Annotated in this window: 14 protein-coding genes; 7 read left to right on the forward strand and 7 right to left on the reverse strand. The window is 54.8% G+C overall.

The annotated features are described in order from the left end of the window. Positions 1-496: 496 nt before the first annotated feature. From flhB to bglB, 5 genes are all read left to right on the forward strand, one after another. Complete coding sequence (flhB, locus tag OGV82_RS14575; protein ID WP_012131975.1) at positions 497-1,648, forward strand: flagellar biosynthesis protein FlhB; 1,152 nt, start codon at positions 497-499, stop codon at positions 1,646-1,648. After that, positions 1,641-3,719 (forward strand): flagellar biosynthesis protein FlhA, encoded by a 2,079-nt coding sequence (flhA, locus tag OGV82_RS14580; RefSeq protein WP_012131976.1) that lies wholly within the window; start codon positions 1,641-1,643, stop codon positions 3,717-3,719. The genes flhB and flhA overlap by 8 nt, the downstream gene beginning before the upstream one ends. After that, a complete protein-coding gene (gene flhE, locus OGV82_RS14585) occupies positions 3,719-4,111 on the forward strand; it encodes a flagellar protein FlhE (RefSeq protein WP_012131977.1) in 393 nt (130 codons plus the stop codon). The genes flhA and flhE overlap by 1 nt, the downstream gene beginning before the upstream one ends. Positions 4,112-4,372: 261 nt before the next feature. Further along, on the forward strand, positions 4,373-5,956 hold the full coding sequence (locus tag OGV82_RS14590; RefSeq protein ID WP_012131978.1) for an MFS transporter: 1,584 nt from the start codon (positions 4,373-4,375) through the stop codon (positions 5,954-5,956). 4 nt (positions 5,957-5,960) lie between these two features. After that, positions 5,961-7,100 carry a beta-galactosidase BglB gene (gene bglB, locus OGV82_RS14595; protein ID WP_047463157.1) on the forward strand — a complete coding sequence of 380 codons (1,140 nt, stop codon included), beginning with the start codon at positions 5,961-5,963 and terminating at the stop codon, positions 7,098-7,100. Between the two features lie 95 nt (positions 7,101-7,195). Here bglB and mrdA2 read toward each other — a convergent pair whose 3' ends face one another. Both mrdA2 and argS read right to left on the reverse strand, forming a co-directional pair. Continuing rightward, positions 7,196-9,037, reverse strand: coding sequence for a peptidoglycan DD-transpeptidase MrdA2 (mrdA2, locus tag OGV82_RS14600; protein WP_047463160.1), 1,842 nt, complete (start codon positions 9,035-9,037; stop codon positions 7,196-7,198). A 285-nt stretch (positions 9,038-9,322) separates the two neighbouring features. Continuing rightward, on the reverse strand, positions 9,323-11,056 hold the full coding sequence (argS, locus tag OGV82_RS14605; RefSeq protein ID WP_047463162.1) for an arginine--tRNA ligase: 1,734 nt from the start codon (positions 11,054-11,056) through the stop codon (positions 9,323-9,325). A 238-nt stretch (positions 11,057-11,294) separates the two neighbouring features. Between argS and OGV82_RS14610 the strand changes: the two genes are divergently transcribed. Then, positions 11,295-11,864 (forward strand): VOC family protein, encoded by a 570-nt coding sequence (locus tag OGV82_RS14610; RefSeq protein ID WP_047463165.1) that lies wholly within the window; start codon positions 11,295-11,297, stop codon positions 11,862-11,864. Between the two features lie 33 nt (positions 11,865-11,897). Continuing rightward, positions 11,898-12,644: a copper homeostasis protein CutC gene (gene cutC, locus OGV82_RS14615; protein WP_047463168.1), complete on the forward strand. Its 747-nt coding sequence runs from the start codon at positions 11,898-11,900 to the stop codon at positions 12,642-12,644. A gap of 223 nt (positions 12,645-12,867) precedes the next feature. Here the strand turns inward: cutC and cmoB are convergent, their stop codons facing one another. From cmoB to OGV82_RS14640, 5 genes are read right to left on the reverse strand one after another with little or no spacing between them, the layout of a single operon-like run. After that, complete coding sequence (gene cmoB / locus OGV82_RS14620; RefSeq protein ID WP_047463170.1) at positions 12,868-13,836, reverse strand: tRNA 5-methoxyuridine(34)/uridine 5-oxyacetic acid(34) synthase CmoB; 969 nt, start codon at positions 13,834-13,836, stop codon at positions 12,868-12,870. Further along, positions 13,833-14,576 carry a carboxy-S-adenosyl-L-methionine synthase CmoA gene (gene cmoA, locus OGV82_RS14625; RefSeq protein ID WP_047463173.1) on the reverse strand — a complete coding sequence of 248 codons (744 nt, stop codon included), beginning with the start codon at positions 14,574-14,576 and terminating at the stop codon, positions 13,833-13,835. Before cmoA ends, cmoB begins: the two co-directional genes overlap by 4 nt. A gap of 40 nt (positions 14,577-14,616) precedes the next feature. Beyond that, the gene (locus OGV82_RS14630) at positions 14,617-15,012 is read right to left on the reverse strand and encodes an MAPEG family protein (RefSeq protein ID WP_012131989.1); all 396 of its coding nucleotides are present in this window, start codon (positions 15,010-15,012) and stop codon (positions 14,617-14,619) included. 51 nt (positions 15,013-15,063) lie between these two features. Then, on the reverse strand, positions 15,064-15,882 hold the full coding sequence (locus OGV82_RS14635; protein ID WP_047463176.1) for a DUF72 domain-containing protein: 819 nt from the start codon (positions 15,880-15,882) through the stop codon (positions 15,064-15,066). After that, positions 15,879-16,445 carry a hydrolase gene (locus tag OGV82_RS14640; protein ID WP_047463179.1) on the reverse strand — a complete coding sequence of 189 codons (567 nt, stop codon included), beginning with the start codon at positions 16,443-16,445 and terminating at the stop codon, positions 15,879-15,881. The genes OGV82_RS14635 and OGV82_RS14640 overlap by 4 nt, the downstream gene beginning before the upstream one ends. Positions 16,446-16,462: the final 17 nt, after the last annotated feature.

Consider the following 16,462-nt stretch of genomic DNA (forward strand, 5'->3'; position numbering starts at 1 on the left):
AACGGTGATATCCATGATATGAAATTGTTCAGTTTCAGATGGGATGAATTTATTGCAAATAGAAAACGGGGTCAATATTAAATTATATCTATATGTGTGAATTTAAAATATATTCTGTGAATCAATGAAGGCTATTATACCGTCAGTGTCGCCTGCTTTCTGTGCATAAATATTGTAATAAAGTATTTTTTCTCTGGTGAAAAGATAAATTGAAGAAATGAAAACCAGGTAATATATTTTAAAGACTTCTTTAATCTTGATGACAGAAAGCGAAATTAACCTCCGTAATACAGGTTTATATAAATGCTCATTGTATTTTATGTCAATGAAATGTGATCCCACTTCCCTTATTCCGAAAATAAGACGCCTGACCGGCAGAGAAAATCCGCTTGCTGACAAACAAGACAAAAAGAGGGCGTTATGGGGGCTATTCCGCCTATTGACTGCGGCGTGTTCTGGCATGATCGATGCAACGTAATGGCAGCAGGCGTATGCAGTGGCAGAAGAGAGCGACGACGACAAAACAGAAGCCCCCACACCCCACCGACTTGAAAAAGCGCGGGAGGAAGGGCAAGTCCCCCGATCGAAGGAGTTGACCTCACTGCTGATTTTGCTGGTGGGCGTTTGCATTATCTGGATCGGCGGTGAGTCGCTGGCGCGTCGCCTGGCGGGGATGTTGTCGGCTGGGCTGCGTTTCGATCACAGCATGGTGAACGACCCCAATTTGATCCTCGGGCAGATTATTTTGCTGATTAAAGAGGCGATGATTGCGTTGCTGCCGCTCATCACCGGCGTTGTGCTGGTCGCGCTGATCTCGCCGGTCATGCTCGGCGGCCTGATTTTCAGCGGTAAATCACTGCAACCCAAATTTTCAAAACTGAATCCGCTATCGGGGATTAAACGCATGTTCTCCGCCCAGACCGGCGCGGAACTGCTGAAAGCAATCCTGAAATCGACGCTGGTGGGAAGCGTGGCGGGATTTTATCTCTGGCATCACTGGCCGGAGATGATGCGCCTGATGGCGGAATCTCCGGTTACGGCGATGGGCAACGCGCTTGATTTAGTCGGGCTGTGCGCGCTTCTGGTTGTACTGGGCGTGATTCCGATGGTGGCGTTTGACGTCGTCTTTCAGATCTTCAGCCACCTGAAGAAACTGCGGATGTCGCGTAAAGATATTCGCGATGAATTTAAAGAGAGTGAAGGCGATCCGCACATCAAAGGGAAAATTCGCCAGATGCAGCGTGCGGCTGCGCAGCGTCGCATGATGGAAGATGTGCCCAAAGCGGATGTCATCGTGACTAACCCGACGCATTACTCGGTTGCGTTGCAGTACGACGAAAACAAAATGAGTGCGCCAAAAGTGGTCGCCAAAGGCGCGGGACTGGTGGCGCTGCGCATTCGCGAAATCGGCGCGGAACATCGGGTACCGACCTTAGAAGCGCCCCCGCTGGCGCGCGCCTTGTATCGGCATGCTGAAATTGGTCAGCAAATCCCCGGCCAGCTCTATGCCGCAGTGGCAGAAGTGCTGGCATGGGTATGGCAGCTCAAACGCTGGCGTCTTGCCGGTGGACAACGTCCTCCACAACCTGAAAATCTTCCTGTGCCTGAAGCACTGGATTTTATGAACGAGAAGAATACTGATGGCTAATCTGGTCGCGATGCTGCGCCTGCCCAGCAACCTGAAATCCACGCAATGGCAAATTCTTGCCGGGCCGATCCTCATCCTGCTGATTTTGTCGATGATGGTGCTGCCGTTGCCCGCCTTCATCCTCGACCTGCTGTTCACCTTTAATATCGCGCTGTCGATCATGGTGCTGTTGGTGGCGATGTTCACCCAGCGCACGCTGGAATTTGCCGCGTTCCCGACAATATTGCTTTTCACCACGCTGTTGCGCCTGGCGCTGAACGTGGCGTCGACCCGTATCATCCTGATGGAAGGGCATACCGGCGCAGCGGCGGCAGGGAAAGTGGTCGAGGCGTTTGGTCACTTCCTGGTCGGCGGCAACTTTGCGATCGGTATCGTGGTGTTCGTCATTCTCGTCATCATCAACTTTATGGTTATCACCAAGGGTGCCGGGCGTATCGCGGAAGTGGGCGCGCGTTTCGTGCTGGACGGGATGCCCGGTAAACAGATGGCGATCGACGCCGACCTGAACGCTGGTCTGATTGGCGAAGATGAAGCGAAAAAACGGCGTGCTGAAGTGACGCAGGAAGCGGATTTCTACGGGTCAATGGACGGTGCGAGTAAGTTTGTGCGCGGGGATGCCATCGCCGGTATCTTAATCATGGTCATTAACATCGTGGGCGGCCTGCTGGTGGGGGTTCTGCAACACGGGATGGACATGGGGCACGCGGCGGAAAGTTACACCCTGCTGACGATCGGCGACGGCCTGGTGGCGCAAATTCCGGCGCTGGTGATCTCTACGGCGGCGGGCGTTATCGTCACCCGCGTAAGCACCGACCAGGATGTGGGCGAACAGATGGTGGGGCAACTGTTCAGCAACCCGAGCGTGATGCTACTCAGCGCATCGGTTCTCGGCCTGCTTGGCCTGGTGCCGGGGATGCCAAACCTGGTGTTCCTGATGTTTACGGCGGCGCTATTGGGCCTTGCCTGGTGGCTGCGCGGGCGTGAACAAAAACCACCGGCAGAGCCGCAGGCCGTCAAGATGCCGGAAAATAATTCGGTGGTTGAAGCCACCTGGAACGATGTACAGCTTGAAGATTCGCTGGGCATGGAGGTGGGCTACCGCCTGATCCCGATGGTGGATTTCCAGCAGGACGGCGAACTGCTCGGGCGAATCCGCAGTATTCGTAAAAAGTTTGCCCAGGATATGGGCTTCCTGCCGCCGGTGGTACACATTCGCGACAATATGGACTTACAGCCAGCGCGCTATCGCATTCTGATGAAAGGGGTAGAAATTGGCAGCGGCGACGCCTATCCGGGGCGCTGGCTGGCGATTAACCCTGGCACGGCGGCGGGAACGCTGCCGGGCGAACAGACTGTCGATCCCGCTTTTGGCCTGGACGCCATCTGGATCGAAAGCGCGCTGAAAGAGCAGGCGCAGATTCAGGGCTTCACCGTGGTGGAAGCCAGCACCGTCGTGGCGACGCATCTTAACCACTTGATTGGTCAGTTTGCCGCAGAGTTGTTTGGTCGCCAGGAAGCGCAGCAACTGCTGGATCGCGTATCACAAGAGATGCCAAAGCTGACGGAAGATTTGGTGCCTGGCGTTGTAACGCTCACGACCCTGCATAAAGTGTTGCAGAACCTGCTGGATGAAAAAGTGCCGATCCGTGATATGCGCACAATTCTGGAAACGCTGGCCGAACATGCGCCGTTGCAGAGCGATCCGCATGAATTAACCGCCGTGGTGCGTGTGGCGCTGGGCAGGGCGATTACGCAGCAGTGGTTCCCGGGCAATGACGAAGTGCAGGTGATTGGTCTGGATACTCCGCTGGAGCGCCTGCTGTTGCAGGCGTTACAGGGCGGTGGCGGCCTTGAGCCGGGGCTGGCCGATCGCTTGTTGGCGCAAACCCAGGAGGCGCTGTCCCGTCAGGAAATGCTGGGCGCGCCGCCGGTTCTGCTGGTGAACCACGCGCTACGCCCGCTGCTGTCGCGCTTTTTACGCCGGAGTTTGCCGCAGCTGGTGGTGTTGTCGAACATGGAGCTTTCTGACAATCGCAACATCCGTATGACGGCGACAATTGGAGGGAAATAATGCGTAAATTACTCGGTTTATTGTTATTTCCGCTGGCGGTACAGGCCGCCGGAGAAGGGGCGTGGCAGGCCAGCAGTATCGGCATTACCCTGAACCATCGTGGGGTGTCGGCGTCGTCTGCTCCATTGTCGTCAGGCCAGCCGGTGTCCGGTTTAATGACGCTGGTCGCCTGGCGCTATGAACTGAATGGCCCGACGCCGGCGGGACTTCGGGCGCGTTTGTGTTCACAGTCCCGTTGCGTGGAGCTGGACGGACAGAGCGGAACCACCCACGGGTTCGCGAATGTGCCTGCCGCTGAACCGTTGCGCTTCGTGTGGGAGGTGCCGGGCGGCGGGCGACTGATTCCCGCATTAAAAGTGCAGCGTAATCAGGTGATTGTGAACTATCGTTAACTCCCCGCGCCAACAGCAGCCAGCAGACAACGTGCTGGCTGTCTCACAATTTTGACCCCATCTTTTGATTCAATAGAAACGCTGTTTTATAAATCGGTGACGCGCGTTGCCAGACTCTTTGTATTTTTGCCATCTCGTCTGATGGTGTGGCAAAAATGAAAAGGTTTCACTTTCTGTTAGCTTTTACTGTGGCCGTGTAAAAACTCCCTTTGGCGAAGCCAATATGCCGGGGGTCTCCCAACAATTTGCAGGGTTAACGGCATGAAAACACGTAAAATTGGATTGGCGAATTATTTAGCCTATGGTTCGGGCGATTTTCTGGGCGCAGGAACCACTGCATTAACCGCCGCATGGTTACTCTATTTCTACACGACCTTCTGTGGCCTTACGCCGATTGAGGCGACATTCATATTCGCTGCCGCGAGGGTTCTGGATGCGGTCGTCAGCCCGCTGATGGGCTTTCTGACCGATAACTTCGGTTCGACCTGGTTCGGCAGACGTTTTGGCCGTCGTAAGTTCTTTATTCTGCTGGGTATTCCATGCGTCTTTAGCTACTCGCTCATGTGGGTTGGCGACATGGGATTCTGGTACTACCTGCTGACTTATCTGCTGTTCGACATTGTCTACACCATGATTCTTGTCCCTTACGAGACGCTGGTGCCGGAAATGACCGATGACTTCAAACAGAAGACCCGGTTCTCCGGGGCACGTATCTCAATGGCGCAGATGTCTGCGATTCTGGCCTCGTTCCTGCCGGGCATCCTGCTGACTGCCTTTGGTAAAGACAACCCCGTTTCTTTTTTCTATGCCAGCCTGGTGTTCTCGGTGCTGTGCGCGCTGATGCTGACTTTTGTGTGGTTCTTTACCTGGGAGCGCCCGCGCGAAGAGTGGACGGAGGCGGCGCTGCGCGCAGAAGAAGAGAAGAAAAGCCTGACGTTCAGCCAGAGTATGAGCCGTTTGTTTGTTGAGCTGAGCTCGACGCTGCGCATCAAGATTTTCCGCCAGCATCTGGGGATGTATCTTGGGGGATATATCGCACAGGACGTCTTTAACGCCGTCTTTACCTGGTATGTTGTTTTTGTCCTGATGCAGGAAGCCTCACTGGCGTCGAATCTGCTCGGTACGATGGCTATCTTCCAGTTCATTGCGGTGATTGCCATGATCCCGCTGTGCATTCGCTTCGGGCCTGCGCCGTCATACCGGATGGTCGTGGTGCTCTTTGGTCTGAGTTCTCTCTCTTATGCCGTTCTTTATTATGCGGGCTTAAGCGATGTTTATTCGCTGCTGCTGCTGATCTCAGCGCTGGCGGGGCTTGGTCGCGGCGGGATCAACTATGTGCCGTGGAATACCTACACCTATATTGCCGATGTTGATGAGGTGATTACCGGTCAACGGCGGGAAGGGATCTTCGCGGGCATCATGACGCTGACCCGTAAAGCCTCTCAGGCCGGGGCCGTCATGCTGGTCGGGATTGTGATGCAGATGTCTGGTTTTGTCTCAGGGCAGAGCATACAGCCTGAAGCGGTCAGTCATACCATTCTGCTGATTCTGAGCTGCGGCACGCTGTCCGTGCTGGCCTTTGGTTTCCTGGTTTCTTTGCGTTTCAAACTGAATTTGCAAACGCACGGCACCCTGCGTGAAGAGACCGCCAAAATGCGTGAGTCGGGCCGGGTGATGCCGGAAGCCATCACGCCGCAGGCGCGTGCGACCGTCGAGATGCTCTCCGGTATGCCGTATGAATCACTGTGGGGTAACAACAATATTGGTTATCTGAACCGTAATAAACCTGCGGCGCCTTCGCTTCAACAGGGCGCTGCGCTGAATTCGACATTGAACAGAGGTTAAGGATATGAAAGTTTGGCCCGTCAAACACAGCCCATTATTACGTCAGCCGGAGCGATTTATCTCCCGGGAAGCGCTGCAAGCCTTGATTCAGACGGTGACGAACAATCTGGTCAATATCAGGGATGAGAGCGGACAATTTCTGCTGCGCCTGGACGATGGCCGGGTGATTGATACCAAAGGCTGGGCAGGATGGGAGTGGACGCATGGCGTCGGTCTGTACGGTATGCATCAGTATTATCAACAGACCGGTGATGAGAAAATGCGCGACATTATCGATAACTGGTTTGCCGAGCGTTTCGCCGAAGGCGCGACCACCAAAAACGTTAACACTATGGCGCCGTTTTTGACGCTGGCGTATCGCTATGAAGAGACGCGTAACCCGGCGTATCTGCCCTGGCTTGAGTCCTGGGCGGAGTGGGCGATGAATGAGATGCCGCGCACCGATCATGGCGGTATGCAGCACATGACGCTGGCGGAAGAAAACCATCAGCAGATGTGGGATGACACGCTGATGATGACGGTGATGCCGCTGGCGAAGATTGGCAAACTGCTCAACCGCCCGGAGTATGTGGAAGAGGCAATTTATCAGTTCCTGCTGCACGTACAGAATCTGATGGATAAAGAGACCGGTCTGTGGTTCCACGGCTGGAGCTATGATGGACATCATAACTTTGCCAGGGCTCGCTGGGCGCGGGGTAACAGTTGGCTTACCATCGTGATTCCAGATTTCCTGGAACTGGTCGATTTGCCGGAGAAGAACGCGGTACGCCGCTATCTGATTCAGGTTCTGAACGCGCAGATCGCCGCGCTGGCAAATTGTCAGGATGAGAGTGGGCTATGGCATACCCTGCTGGACGATCCTGATTCCTATCTGGAGGCCTCGGCAACGGCGGGTTTCGCCTACGGCATTCTGAAAGCGGTGCGTAAACGCTATGTTGGGGCGGAATATGCGCAGACGGCTGAAAGCGCGATTCGCGGTATCGTGAAACACATTTCGCCGGAAGGCGAGTTGCTGCAAACGTCCTTTGGCACGGGAATGGGGCACGATCTGGATTTCTATCGCGACATTCCGCTGACATCGATGCCGTACGGGCAGGCGATGGCGATACTGTGTCTGACGGAGTATTTGCGTAAGTATTTTTGAGGGGGACGCCCGATGGCGCTGCGCTTATCGGGCCTACGGTTCGACGCAGTTTGTAGGCCGGATAAGGCGTTTACGCCGCCATCCGGCATGTGCTGTTATTGCGGCGCAAAAAGGTGATCCATGATTTGCCGCATCACCGGCGCGGCGGTCACGCCGTCGCTGCCGCCGTTTTCCAGAATCAACGCCACCGCGACTTTCGGGTTTTTATACGGCGCGAAAGCGGTGTAAAACACATGGTCGCGCAGACGGATGGGGATCATTTTCGCATTATAGGTCTGGTTTTCTTTCAGACTGAACACTTGCGAAGTGCCGCTTTTGGCCGCAATACCGTAGGGCGCGGTGTGGAAGAATTTATAACCGGTGCCGTTCGGCGCATTCGCCATACCAAACATCGCCTGTCGCACCAGCCCCCAATAAGGCGAGGCGGCATCGGCAATCTGCGTTTCCGTCTGAGGCGCCTGCCAGGGCATGACGGCCTTGCCGGACACTTCACTCTGAAGCAGGTGAGGGGCGATCACTTTCCCGTTGTTGATCAGCGCTACCATCGCTTTCACCATCTGGATCGGCGTGGCAATCCAGTACCCCTGGCCGATACCGACTGAAATCGTATCCCCCTGATACCAGGCTTTTTTATGTACTCTCTCTTTCCACTCGCGGCTGGGCAGCAGGCCGTTATACTCTTCATCCAGATCGATACCGGTGGGCTTGCCGTAACCAAATTGACCGAGCATGGTGTTAATGCGATCGATCCCCATCATCCAGGCAACCTGATAGAAAAAGGTGTCGGCGGATTCTTCAATCGCTTTGGTGACATCCAGCATACCGTGGCCGGTTTTTTTCCAGTCGCGGTAATGACGTTGCGTGCCGGGGAGCGTCCAGGTCGGCGCGCCGAAGAAGGTGGTTTGCGGCGTGATAACGCCGTTTAACAGCGCAGACATCGCGATATAAGGTTTCACCGTGGAGGCGGGCGGGTACAGCCCCTGGGTGACGCGGTTAATCAACGGCAGATCTTTATCATGCAGTAACCTGCCGTAATCCTGATGGCTGATGCCCTTCACAAACGGGTTTGGATCATAGCTGGGCGTGGAGACCATCGCCAGCACTGAACCGTCGTGGGGATCTTCGACCAGCACTGCCGCGCGCTGACCGGCAAGCAGGCTTTCTATATATTCCTGTAGATGTAAATCCAGCGTCAGGTGGATGTCTTTGCCGGCAACGGGCGGGACATTTTTTAACAGGCGCACGATGCGTCCGTGGTTATCCACTTCGACCTCCCGGTAGCCCGTTTTGCCGTGCAGATCATTTTCGTAATAGCGTTCAATGCCCTGCTTACCGATGTTGTGATCGGCGGCATAGTTCTCAGCCAGACCTTTCTCATCCAGCGCTTTCAGGTCGCTGTCGTTAATCTTCGACACGTAACCGAGCACATGCGCCAGCTCCGCGCCGTAGGGGTACTGACGGTCTTCATAACTGTTGATCGTCACGCCGTTGAAATGGAACTGGTTAACGGAAAAGCGGGCAATTTCGACGTCCGACAGCGCGTTTTTCAATACCACCGGGCGATAGCGGCTGCCTGATTTCAACGCATGGTGAAAGGCCGCAATATCATCAGGCGTGAGATCCACGAGAGGGGTAAGCTGACGTAACAGCGCGTCCATGTCGGCAATTTTGTATGGGGTGACGGAAATATCATACCAGGTGATATTACGCACCAGCGGAATACCGTTGCGATCGTAGATGATGCCGCGCGTCGGGGCGACGGGCAGCATTTTGATGTCATTTTCGTTTGAACGGGTCGTGTAATACTGATGCTGACGGATTTGTAAATCGTAGAGATTGACAATCAGGACGCCAAAGCAGACAACCACCAGGCCAAAGGCCACTATCACGCGTCTCAGAAAGAGTTTTTCTTCCGCAGCAAAATCTTTAAACGTCATTGTCCACACCCGATAAATTCGCCGCCTAATAATACGGAGGCGTCACCGGCATGACAGACAAAAGATGTTCCATCTCTCTACGGAAATGTGTCATTCCTTGTGAGTCGTTACAAATTACAGTTAACGTAGCCGTTTCTCGTAGGCTGGATAAGGCGTTTACGCCGCCATCCGGCAAGGTGCGCCTTACCGCCTGATGGCGCTTCGCTTATCAGGCCTACGAGGGCGGTCATTCGGGAAAATAAAAAACCCGCGACATAGCGCGGGTTTTCACATCACTCGATGTGATTACATCCGTTCTACGGTCTCAATACCCAGCGTATCCAGACCCAGTTTCAGCGTTTTCGCGGTCAGTTGCGCCAGTTTCAGACGGCTGTTACGAACCTCTTCGTTTTCCGCGCTGAGGATCGGGCAGTGCTCGTAGAAGCCAGAGAACAAACCGGCAACGTCATACAGGTAGGCGCACATCACATGCGGCGTACCTTCACGCGCGACCACGGTCAGCGTTTCTTCGAACTGCAACAGGCGCGCAGCCAGCTGGGCTTCGCGATCTTCACGGATAACGACCGGCGCGCTGGACAGGGCGCTCTCGTCAATCTCCGCTTTACGGAACACGGACAGCACGCGGGTATAGGCATACTGCATATATGGCGCGGTGTTGCCTTCGAACGCCAGCATGTTGTCCCAGTCGAAGATGTAGTCAGTAGTGCGGTTTTTGGAGAGATCCGCATATTTCACCGCGCCGATACCAACCGCGTTGGCCAGTTTTTCCAGCTCGTCGGCAGGCATATCCGGGTTCTTCTCGGCCACCAGACGGCGTGCGCGTTCCAGCGCTTCATCCAGCAGATCGGCCAGCTTCACCGTACCGCCCGCGCGGGTTTTGAACGGCTTGCCGTCTTTACCGAGCATCATGCCGAACATATGGTGTTCCAGCGGTACGGAATCCGGCACGTAACCGGCTTTGCGTACGATGGTCCATGCCTGCATCAGGTGCTGATGCTGACGGGAGTCGATGTAGTACAGCACACGATCCGCATGCAGCGTTTCATAGCGGTATTTCGCGCAGGCGATGTCGGTGGTGGTGTAGAGATAGCCGCCATCTTTCTTCTGAATGATCACGCCCATCGGTTCGCCTTCCTTGTTTTTATATTCATCAAGGAAAACAACGGTTGCGCCTTCGCTTTCAACCGCCAGACCCTGAGCTTTCAGGTCGGCGACGATGCCAGGCAGCATCGGGTTATACAGGCTTTCACCCATCACATCGTCACGGGTTAACGTAACGTTCAGGCGATTGTAGGTGATCTGGTTCTGCGTCATGGTGATGTCGACCAGCTTGCGCCACATGTCGAGGAAGTACGGGTCGCCGCCCTGTAGTTTCACCACGTAGTTACGCGCGCGCTCGGCGAACGCTTCGTCTTCATCGTAATGTTTTTTCGCATCACGGTAGAAACCTTCGAGGTCGGCCAGCGCCATTTCACCTGCGTTTTCCTGCTGCTGTTTTTCCAGCCAGGCGATAAGCATACCGAACTGTGTTCCCCAGTCGCCGACGTGGTTAGCGCGGATAACGTGATGGCCGAGGAACTCCAGCGTGCGCACGGCGGCATCGCCGATGATGGTGGAGCGCAGGTGGCCGACATGCATCTCTTTCGCGACGTTAGGCGCGGAGTAGTCGATAACCACGGTCTGTTTCGCAGGCTTAGCCACGCCCAGACGCTCAGAAGCCAGCGCCTGTTGAACATGTTCTGCAAGAAATGCCGGGTCGAGGAAAATATTGATAAAGCCAGGACCTGCGATTTCAACCTTGCTGGCGATGCCGTTGAGATCCAGATGAGTCAGCACCTGCTCTGCAAGTTGTCGCGGCGCCATACCCAGTTTTTTAGCAACTGCCATCATGCCGTTGGCCTGATAGTCGCCGAACTGTACTTTTGCTGACTGACGAACCTGCGGTTCGCAATTTGCAGGCGCGCCTGCAACAATCATGGCCTGACTAACTTTTTCTGAGAGAAGAGCCTGAATATTCACCGGAATACCTTACGTGTAAGACGCGGATTAACTGAGTCCGCGCCAGTTTAAGAATTTAGGGCGGGAGTATACTGCAAATGCCCGTTGGCGTCAGCATTGCGCGCGCGCCGTATCGCTGGAAATATGCGCAATAAAATTATGCATAAGCATTCATTTTATATTCAAAGAAATCAGCGGTTGGTTGGCGATGCACAACAGAGTAAATTAGCGACTTTGTACACCGATAAGAGTTTTGATTATGGCGAACTGGCAGACTATTGACGAACTGCATGATATTTCCGCAGATTTACCGCGATTCACTCTGGCGTTCAGAGAACTTTCCACTCGCCTCGGTCTGGATTTCGCACCGCTTGAAGCCGATCACATTTCTTTGCGTTGCCACCAGAATGCGACCGCTGAGCGCTGGCGTCGCGGATTTGAACAGTGTGGCGCGCTGCTGTCGGAAAATATCATCAACGGCAGGCCGATCTGCCTGTTCAAATTACATGAGCCTGTTTGCGTCGAACACTGGCGGTTTTCGATTGTTGAATTGCCGTGGCCGGGTGAAAAACGCTACCCGCATGAAGGCTGGGAGCATATCGAAATTGTCCTCCCTGGCGAGCCGGAGAGCCTGAACGCGCGGGCGCTGGCGCGGTTGTCCGACGAGGGGCTGAGCCAGCCGGGCATTGTCGTGAAAACCAGTTCGCCGAAAGGGGCGCGCGAGCGTCTGCCGAACCCGACGCTGGCCGTGACCGACGGCAAGGTGACCATTAAATTTCATCCCTGGTCAATTGAGGCTATTGTGGCAAGCGAACAGTCAGCCGACTGACGTGACGCGCGAAAACGCTAAAAAGGAGTGAACATGGCGTTACTGGAGATCTGTTGTTACAGCATGGAATGTGCGCTCACCGCGCAGCAAAATGGCGCGGATCGCATTGAATTGTGCGCGGCGCCGAAAGAGGGGGGACTGACGCCGTCGTTGGGCGTGCTGCGCACGGTTCGCCAGCATGTCGCGATTGCGGTGCATCCCATTATTCGTCCTCGCGGCGGCGACTTCTGTTATACCGATGGTGAATTTGCCGCAATGCTTGAGGATGTGCGTACTGTCAGAGAACTGGGATTTCCCGGCCTGGTTACTGGCGTGCTGGATGTCGATGGCAATGTGGATCTCGCGCGAATGGAGAAAATAATGGCCGCCGCCGGGCCGCTGGCTGTCACTTTTCATCGCGCGTTTGATATGTGCGCTAATCCATTCAATGCACTGAAGAATCTCGCGGATTTGGGTGTCACCAGAGTGCTCACTTCAGGGCAAAAATCAGATGCGGTGCACGGTTTGCCAATAATTATGGAACTTATTGCGCAGGGCGATGCTCCAATCATTATGGCCGGAGCAGGGGTTCGTTCAGAGAATCTGCAACGTTTCCTTGATGCCGGGGTGCAGGAAGTGCACAGCTCCGCAGGAGCGTGGCAAGCCTCACCAATGCGTTATCGCAATCATGGATTGTCCATGTCAACTGACGCACAAGCGGACGAGTATTCGCGCTATGCGGTAGACGGGGCGGCGGTTGCTGAAATGAAAGGAGTCATTGTGCGCCATCAGGCCAATTGATTTTTACCGTTGCATCATGTCGCCCAATATGATGCTTGCTCGTACCAGGCCCCTGCCATTTCAACAGGGGCCTTTTTTTCTCCTTCATATTTCAAGCCGCAGCGGCGTTGGCTGCCTCGCTCGCCCCGGTCACGTAGTTATCTACGCTCCCGGGGACTTACTGCGTTGCCGCCTTGCTGCAACTTGAACTATTTTGGAGAAAATATGCTTTCTGGCAAAAAGACTACGGCTTGCGCGCAATTAGCACCGCGCGCAGCGGGGCAGGATAACCTTCGACGGTTTTACTGTGGTCATTCGGATCGAGGAAATCAGCCAGCGACTCGGTGACCATCCACCCGGTGCGACGCTGCTCCTCGGTGGAGGTCACGCAGACATCGGCAATCCGCACATCGACAAAACCACATTTCTCCAGCCAGTTTTTCAGCGCCAGCGCGGAAGGGATAAAGTAGACGTTGCGCATCTGCGCATAGCGGTCGCCTGGCACCAGCACGATGTTTTCATCGCCTTCCACCACCAGGGTTTCCAGCACCAGTTCGCCGTCTTTCACCAGTTGATCTTTCAGTTGCCAGAGATGTTCCAGCGGAGAACGACGGTGGTAAAGCACGCCCATTGAAAAGACGGTATCAAACGCATTCAGCGCCGGAAGCTGCTCGATGCCCAGCGGCAACAGATGCGCGCGCTGGTCGTTGCCCAACAATTTTCGTACCGCTTCAAACTGACACAGGAACAACTGCGTCGGGTCGATTCCCACGGCAAGATGCGCGCCCGCGCCAATCATGCGCCACATGTGATATCCGCTGCCGCAGCCGACATCCAGAATGGTGCGGCCGGTCAGATCGGACAGGTGCGGCAAAACGCGATCCCATTTCCAGTCGGAACGCCATTCGGTATCAATATTGATGCCATACAGAGAGAACGGGCCTTTACGCCACGGCATCAGGTTTCGCAGCAGGGTGTCGATACGCTTAAGCTGGCCTTCGCTCAACGGCGTTTCGCTTTCGGCAGTGACGCTGTGCAATAAATCCAGACGGTACGGCGTTAATTCCGGCAGGAACTCCACCGCGTTCGACCACTGCTTAAACAGACCATGCTGATCGCGCTGCCAGGTCGCGATTTGCGCAGGCAGGGTTTCCAGCCAGTGAGAAAGCGGGCTTTTGGCAATCAGCTGATAAAAGCTACCGAACTCGATCATGCGGGCACCCCGGACTTCAGCGCCACCAGCGAACCAAAGTTGAAGCACTGGAACCACAGTTCGCTATGCTCGAAACCGACCTGATGCAGACGCGCTTTGTGGGTTTCAACCGAGTCGGTCAGCATGACGTTTTCCAGCATACTGCGCTTCTGGCTGATCTCCAGTTCGCTGTAGCCGTTGGCGCGTTTAAAGTCATGGTGCATATTGAACAGCAATTCGCCAACCGTTGTGTCTTCAAAGCTGAATTTTTCCGACAGCACCAGCGCGCCGCCCGGATTCAGACCCTGATAAATCTTATCCAGCAAGGCCTGGCGCTCAAGCGGCTCAAGGAATTGCAGGGTAAAATTCAGCACCACCATTGAGGCGTTCTCGATGCTGATGTCGCGAATATCGCCTTCCACAATCTCAACCGGGGTCGGGGCTTTGTAAGCGTCGATATGACGGCGGCAGCGTTCAATCATCGCCGGGGAGTTGTCGACGGCGATGATTTTACAGTTGGCATGATGAATATTACGACGCACCGAGAGCGTCGCAGCGCCCAGTGAACAGCCTAAATCGTAGACCTGCGTATTGGGTTGTACGAAGCGTTCGGCCAGCATGCCAATCATGGAGATGATATTGGAATAGCCGGGAACAGAGCGCTGGATCATATCCGGGAAGACTTCAGCTACCCGTTCATCAAAGGTCCAGTCGCCCAGACTGGCGATAGGCGCAGAAAAAAGCGTGTCGCGGTGAGACATAACGTAAAAATCCGGGAAAAATAAAGTGGCGTATTGTGCGCTAATGCAAGGAGAAAACCAACTCCCAGGGCATATACCAAAGATTCGCCAGCACCATCAGCAACAAGGCGCACCAGGTCGCACTCATCCCGGAACGCCGCCAGCGAAACAGACGGTGGTGGAAACCGTAATAATGCATCAGCCGACCAGCGATTAAAATAATCCCGCAGATATGCACCATCCATGTTTCGGCGCCGTTCATTTCCATGAACAGCAGCAGCGCGACAGCGATAGGAATATATTCCACCGCATTACCGTGAATGCGGATGGCGCTTTGCAGTTCGCTAAAACCGCCGTCACCGTAGGCAACGCGATACAGCATCCTTAGTCGGACAACATCAAAAGAGAACTTCATCAACAACAACGCACCTAATACGGTATATAGCGCGCTTACCATACAAACTCCCTTTAAAATGCCTGATGGCACTGTCTATGATAGGTGGCAATTTCAGAAAAGAGAAGATTGCTGTGGAATAGACGGTGCGGTTCCAATGCCGGGCAAGGCCGCGCGTAAATCTTCCCATAATGTATTCACTAACTCGGGAGCCTGCGCGATATCTGGCGTGTGTAGAAAAAGATACGGCGTAGAGGTCGTTTCCCACAGCGGGAGTTTCGCCAGCCAGTCGGCAAAAAATGTCTGATTTTGCACCATATTGTCGCTGCCGATGAACCTGATCAACGGATGCTTCGCGGTCACGATGGCATGGACCGGCACTTTAGGTTTTTTGCGTTGCGCTTCGCGAATGGCCTGGTTATGAGGATGCGCGGCATGTACCGGGCGGCTGTCGAGGATCACCCGATTCACCTCGCGTTCAACCAGGCCGCGATTGAGCTGTTGTTCTTCCTCGCCTTTGGCGAAAAACACGGGATGGCGCACTTCGACGCCATAGGTGAATGCCTTTGGCAACGCGTCAAGAAAGCGCCAGAGTGTAGGGAGGTCGCGCGGTGAAAACGTCGCGGGGAGTTGCAGCCAGTACTGACCAATTCTTGCCTCCAGCGGCGACATGCGGGTAAAAAATTCCTGCACAAGATCGTCGCAGTTACGCAGCGCGGCCTGATGCGAAATCGTTGCGGGGAACTTAAAGCAGAAGCGAAAATCGTCCGTTGTTTGCGCATGCCAGCGTTCGACAATTTCTGCTTTCGGCAGCGCATACAGGGTGGTGTTGCCCTCCACACAGTTAAAGTGGCGGGCATATTCTTCAAGACTGGTGATACCCAGACGCACCCATTTAGGATGCGACCATTGCGGTAATCCGATGTAGATCATAACGCGTTAAGGATCTCCTCCACGCTGCGCACTCTGGCGATACGCGGAAAAATATGTGTCATGCTGCTTTGATGCTGTTCCGTGCTGGCGGCGCTACAGGCATCTTCGGCGATCACCAGACCAAAACCCAGCTCCCAGGCGTTACGCGCGGTGGATTCTACGCCGATATTGGTGGAGATGCCGCACAGCACGATGGTGTCGACTCCCCGGCGGCGTAATTGTAACTCAAGATCGGTGCCATAGAACGCGCCCCATTGACGCTTGGTGACTTCCAGGTCACTGTCGCTTTTACCGAGCGCCGCCGGGTAACGCCACCAGTTTTCCGGCAGCGCGTTGGCTGGCGCCCGGGCATCGACGGGTTGCTTTAACGCGTCGGCATAATCGTCGGACCAGCCGACGCGAACCATCACCACCGGCGAGCCGTTTGCCCGACATTTTGCGGCCAGTTTCGCTGCGCGGACGACAACATCGCTTGCCGCATGGGGGCCGCCAGCGAAAGGTAAGATCCCTTCCTGTAAATCAATAACGACCAGGGCAGTGGTTGCGGCGTTCAGTTCCAGCATGATGACTCCTGTAAAAT

This window comes from Citrobacter sp. CK191 (assembly GCF_030333435.1).
GTDB lineage: Bacteria > Pseudomonadota > Gammaproteobacteria > Enterobacterales > Enterobacteriaceae > Citrobacter_B > Citrobacter_B koseri.

Bases quoted from the DNA above. Each gene is read 5' to 3' on its own strand.
- flhA (WP_012131976.1), top strand. From the start codon at position 1,641: ATGGCTAATCTGGTCGCGATGCTGCGCCTGCCCAGCAACCTGAAATCC.
- flhE (WP_012131977.1), top strand. From the start codon at position 3,719: ATGCGTAAATTACTCGGTTTATTGTTATTTCCGCTGGCGGTACAGGCC.
- OGV82_RS14590 (WP_012131978.1), top strand. From the start codon at position 4,373: ATGAAAACACGTAAAATTGGATTGGCGAATTATTTAGCCTATGGTTCG.
- bglB (WP_047463157.1), top strand. From the start codon at position 5,961: ATGAAAGTTTGGCCCGTCAAACACAGCCCATTATTACGTCAGCCGGAG.
- mrdA2 (WP_047463160.1), bottom strand. From the start codon at position 9,037: ATGACGTTTAAAGATTTTGCTGCGGAAGAAAAACTCTTTCTGAGACGC.
- OGV82_RS14610 (WP_047463165.1), top strand. From the start codon at position 11,295: ATGGCGAACTGGCAGACTATTGACGAACTGCATGATATTTCCGCAGAT.
- cutC (WP_047463168.1), top strand. From the start codon at position 11,898: ATGGCGTTACTGGAGATCTGTTGTTACAGCATGGAATGTGCGCTCACC.
- cmoB (WP_047463170.1), bottom strand. From the start codon at position 13,836: ATGATCGAGTTCGGTAGCTTTTATCAGCTGATTGCCAAAAGCCCGCTT.
- cmoA (WP_047463173.1), bottom strand. From the start codon at position 14,576: ATGTCTCACCGCGACACGCTTTTTTCTGCGCCTATCGCCAGTCTGGGC.
- OGV82_RS14630 (WP_012131989.1), bottom strand. From the start codon at position 15,012: ATGGTAAGCGCGCTATATACCGTATTAGGTGCGTTGTTGTTGATGAAG.
- OGV82_RS14635 (WP_047463176.1), bottom strand. From the start codon at position 15,882: ATGATCTACATCGGATTACCGCAATGGTCGCATCCTAAATGGGTGCGT.
- OGV82_RS14640 (WP_047463179.1), bottom strand. From the start codon at position 16,445: ATGCTGGAACTGAACGCCGCAACCACTGCCCTGGTCGTTATTGATTTA.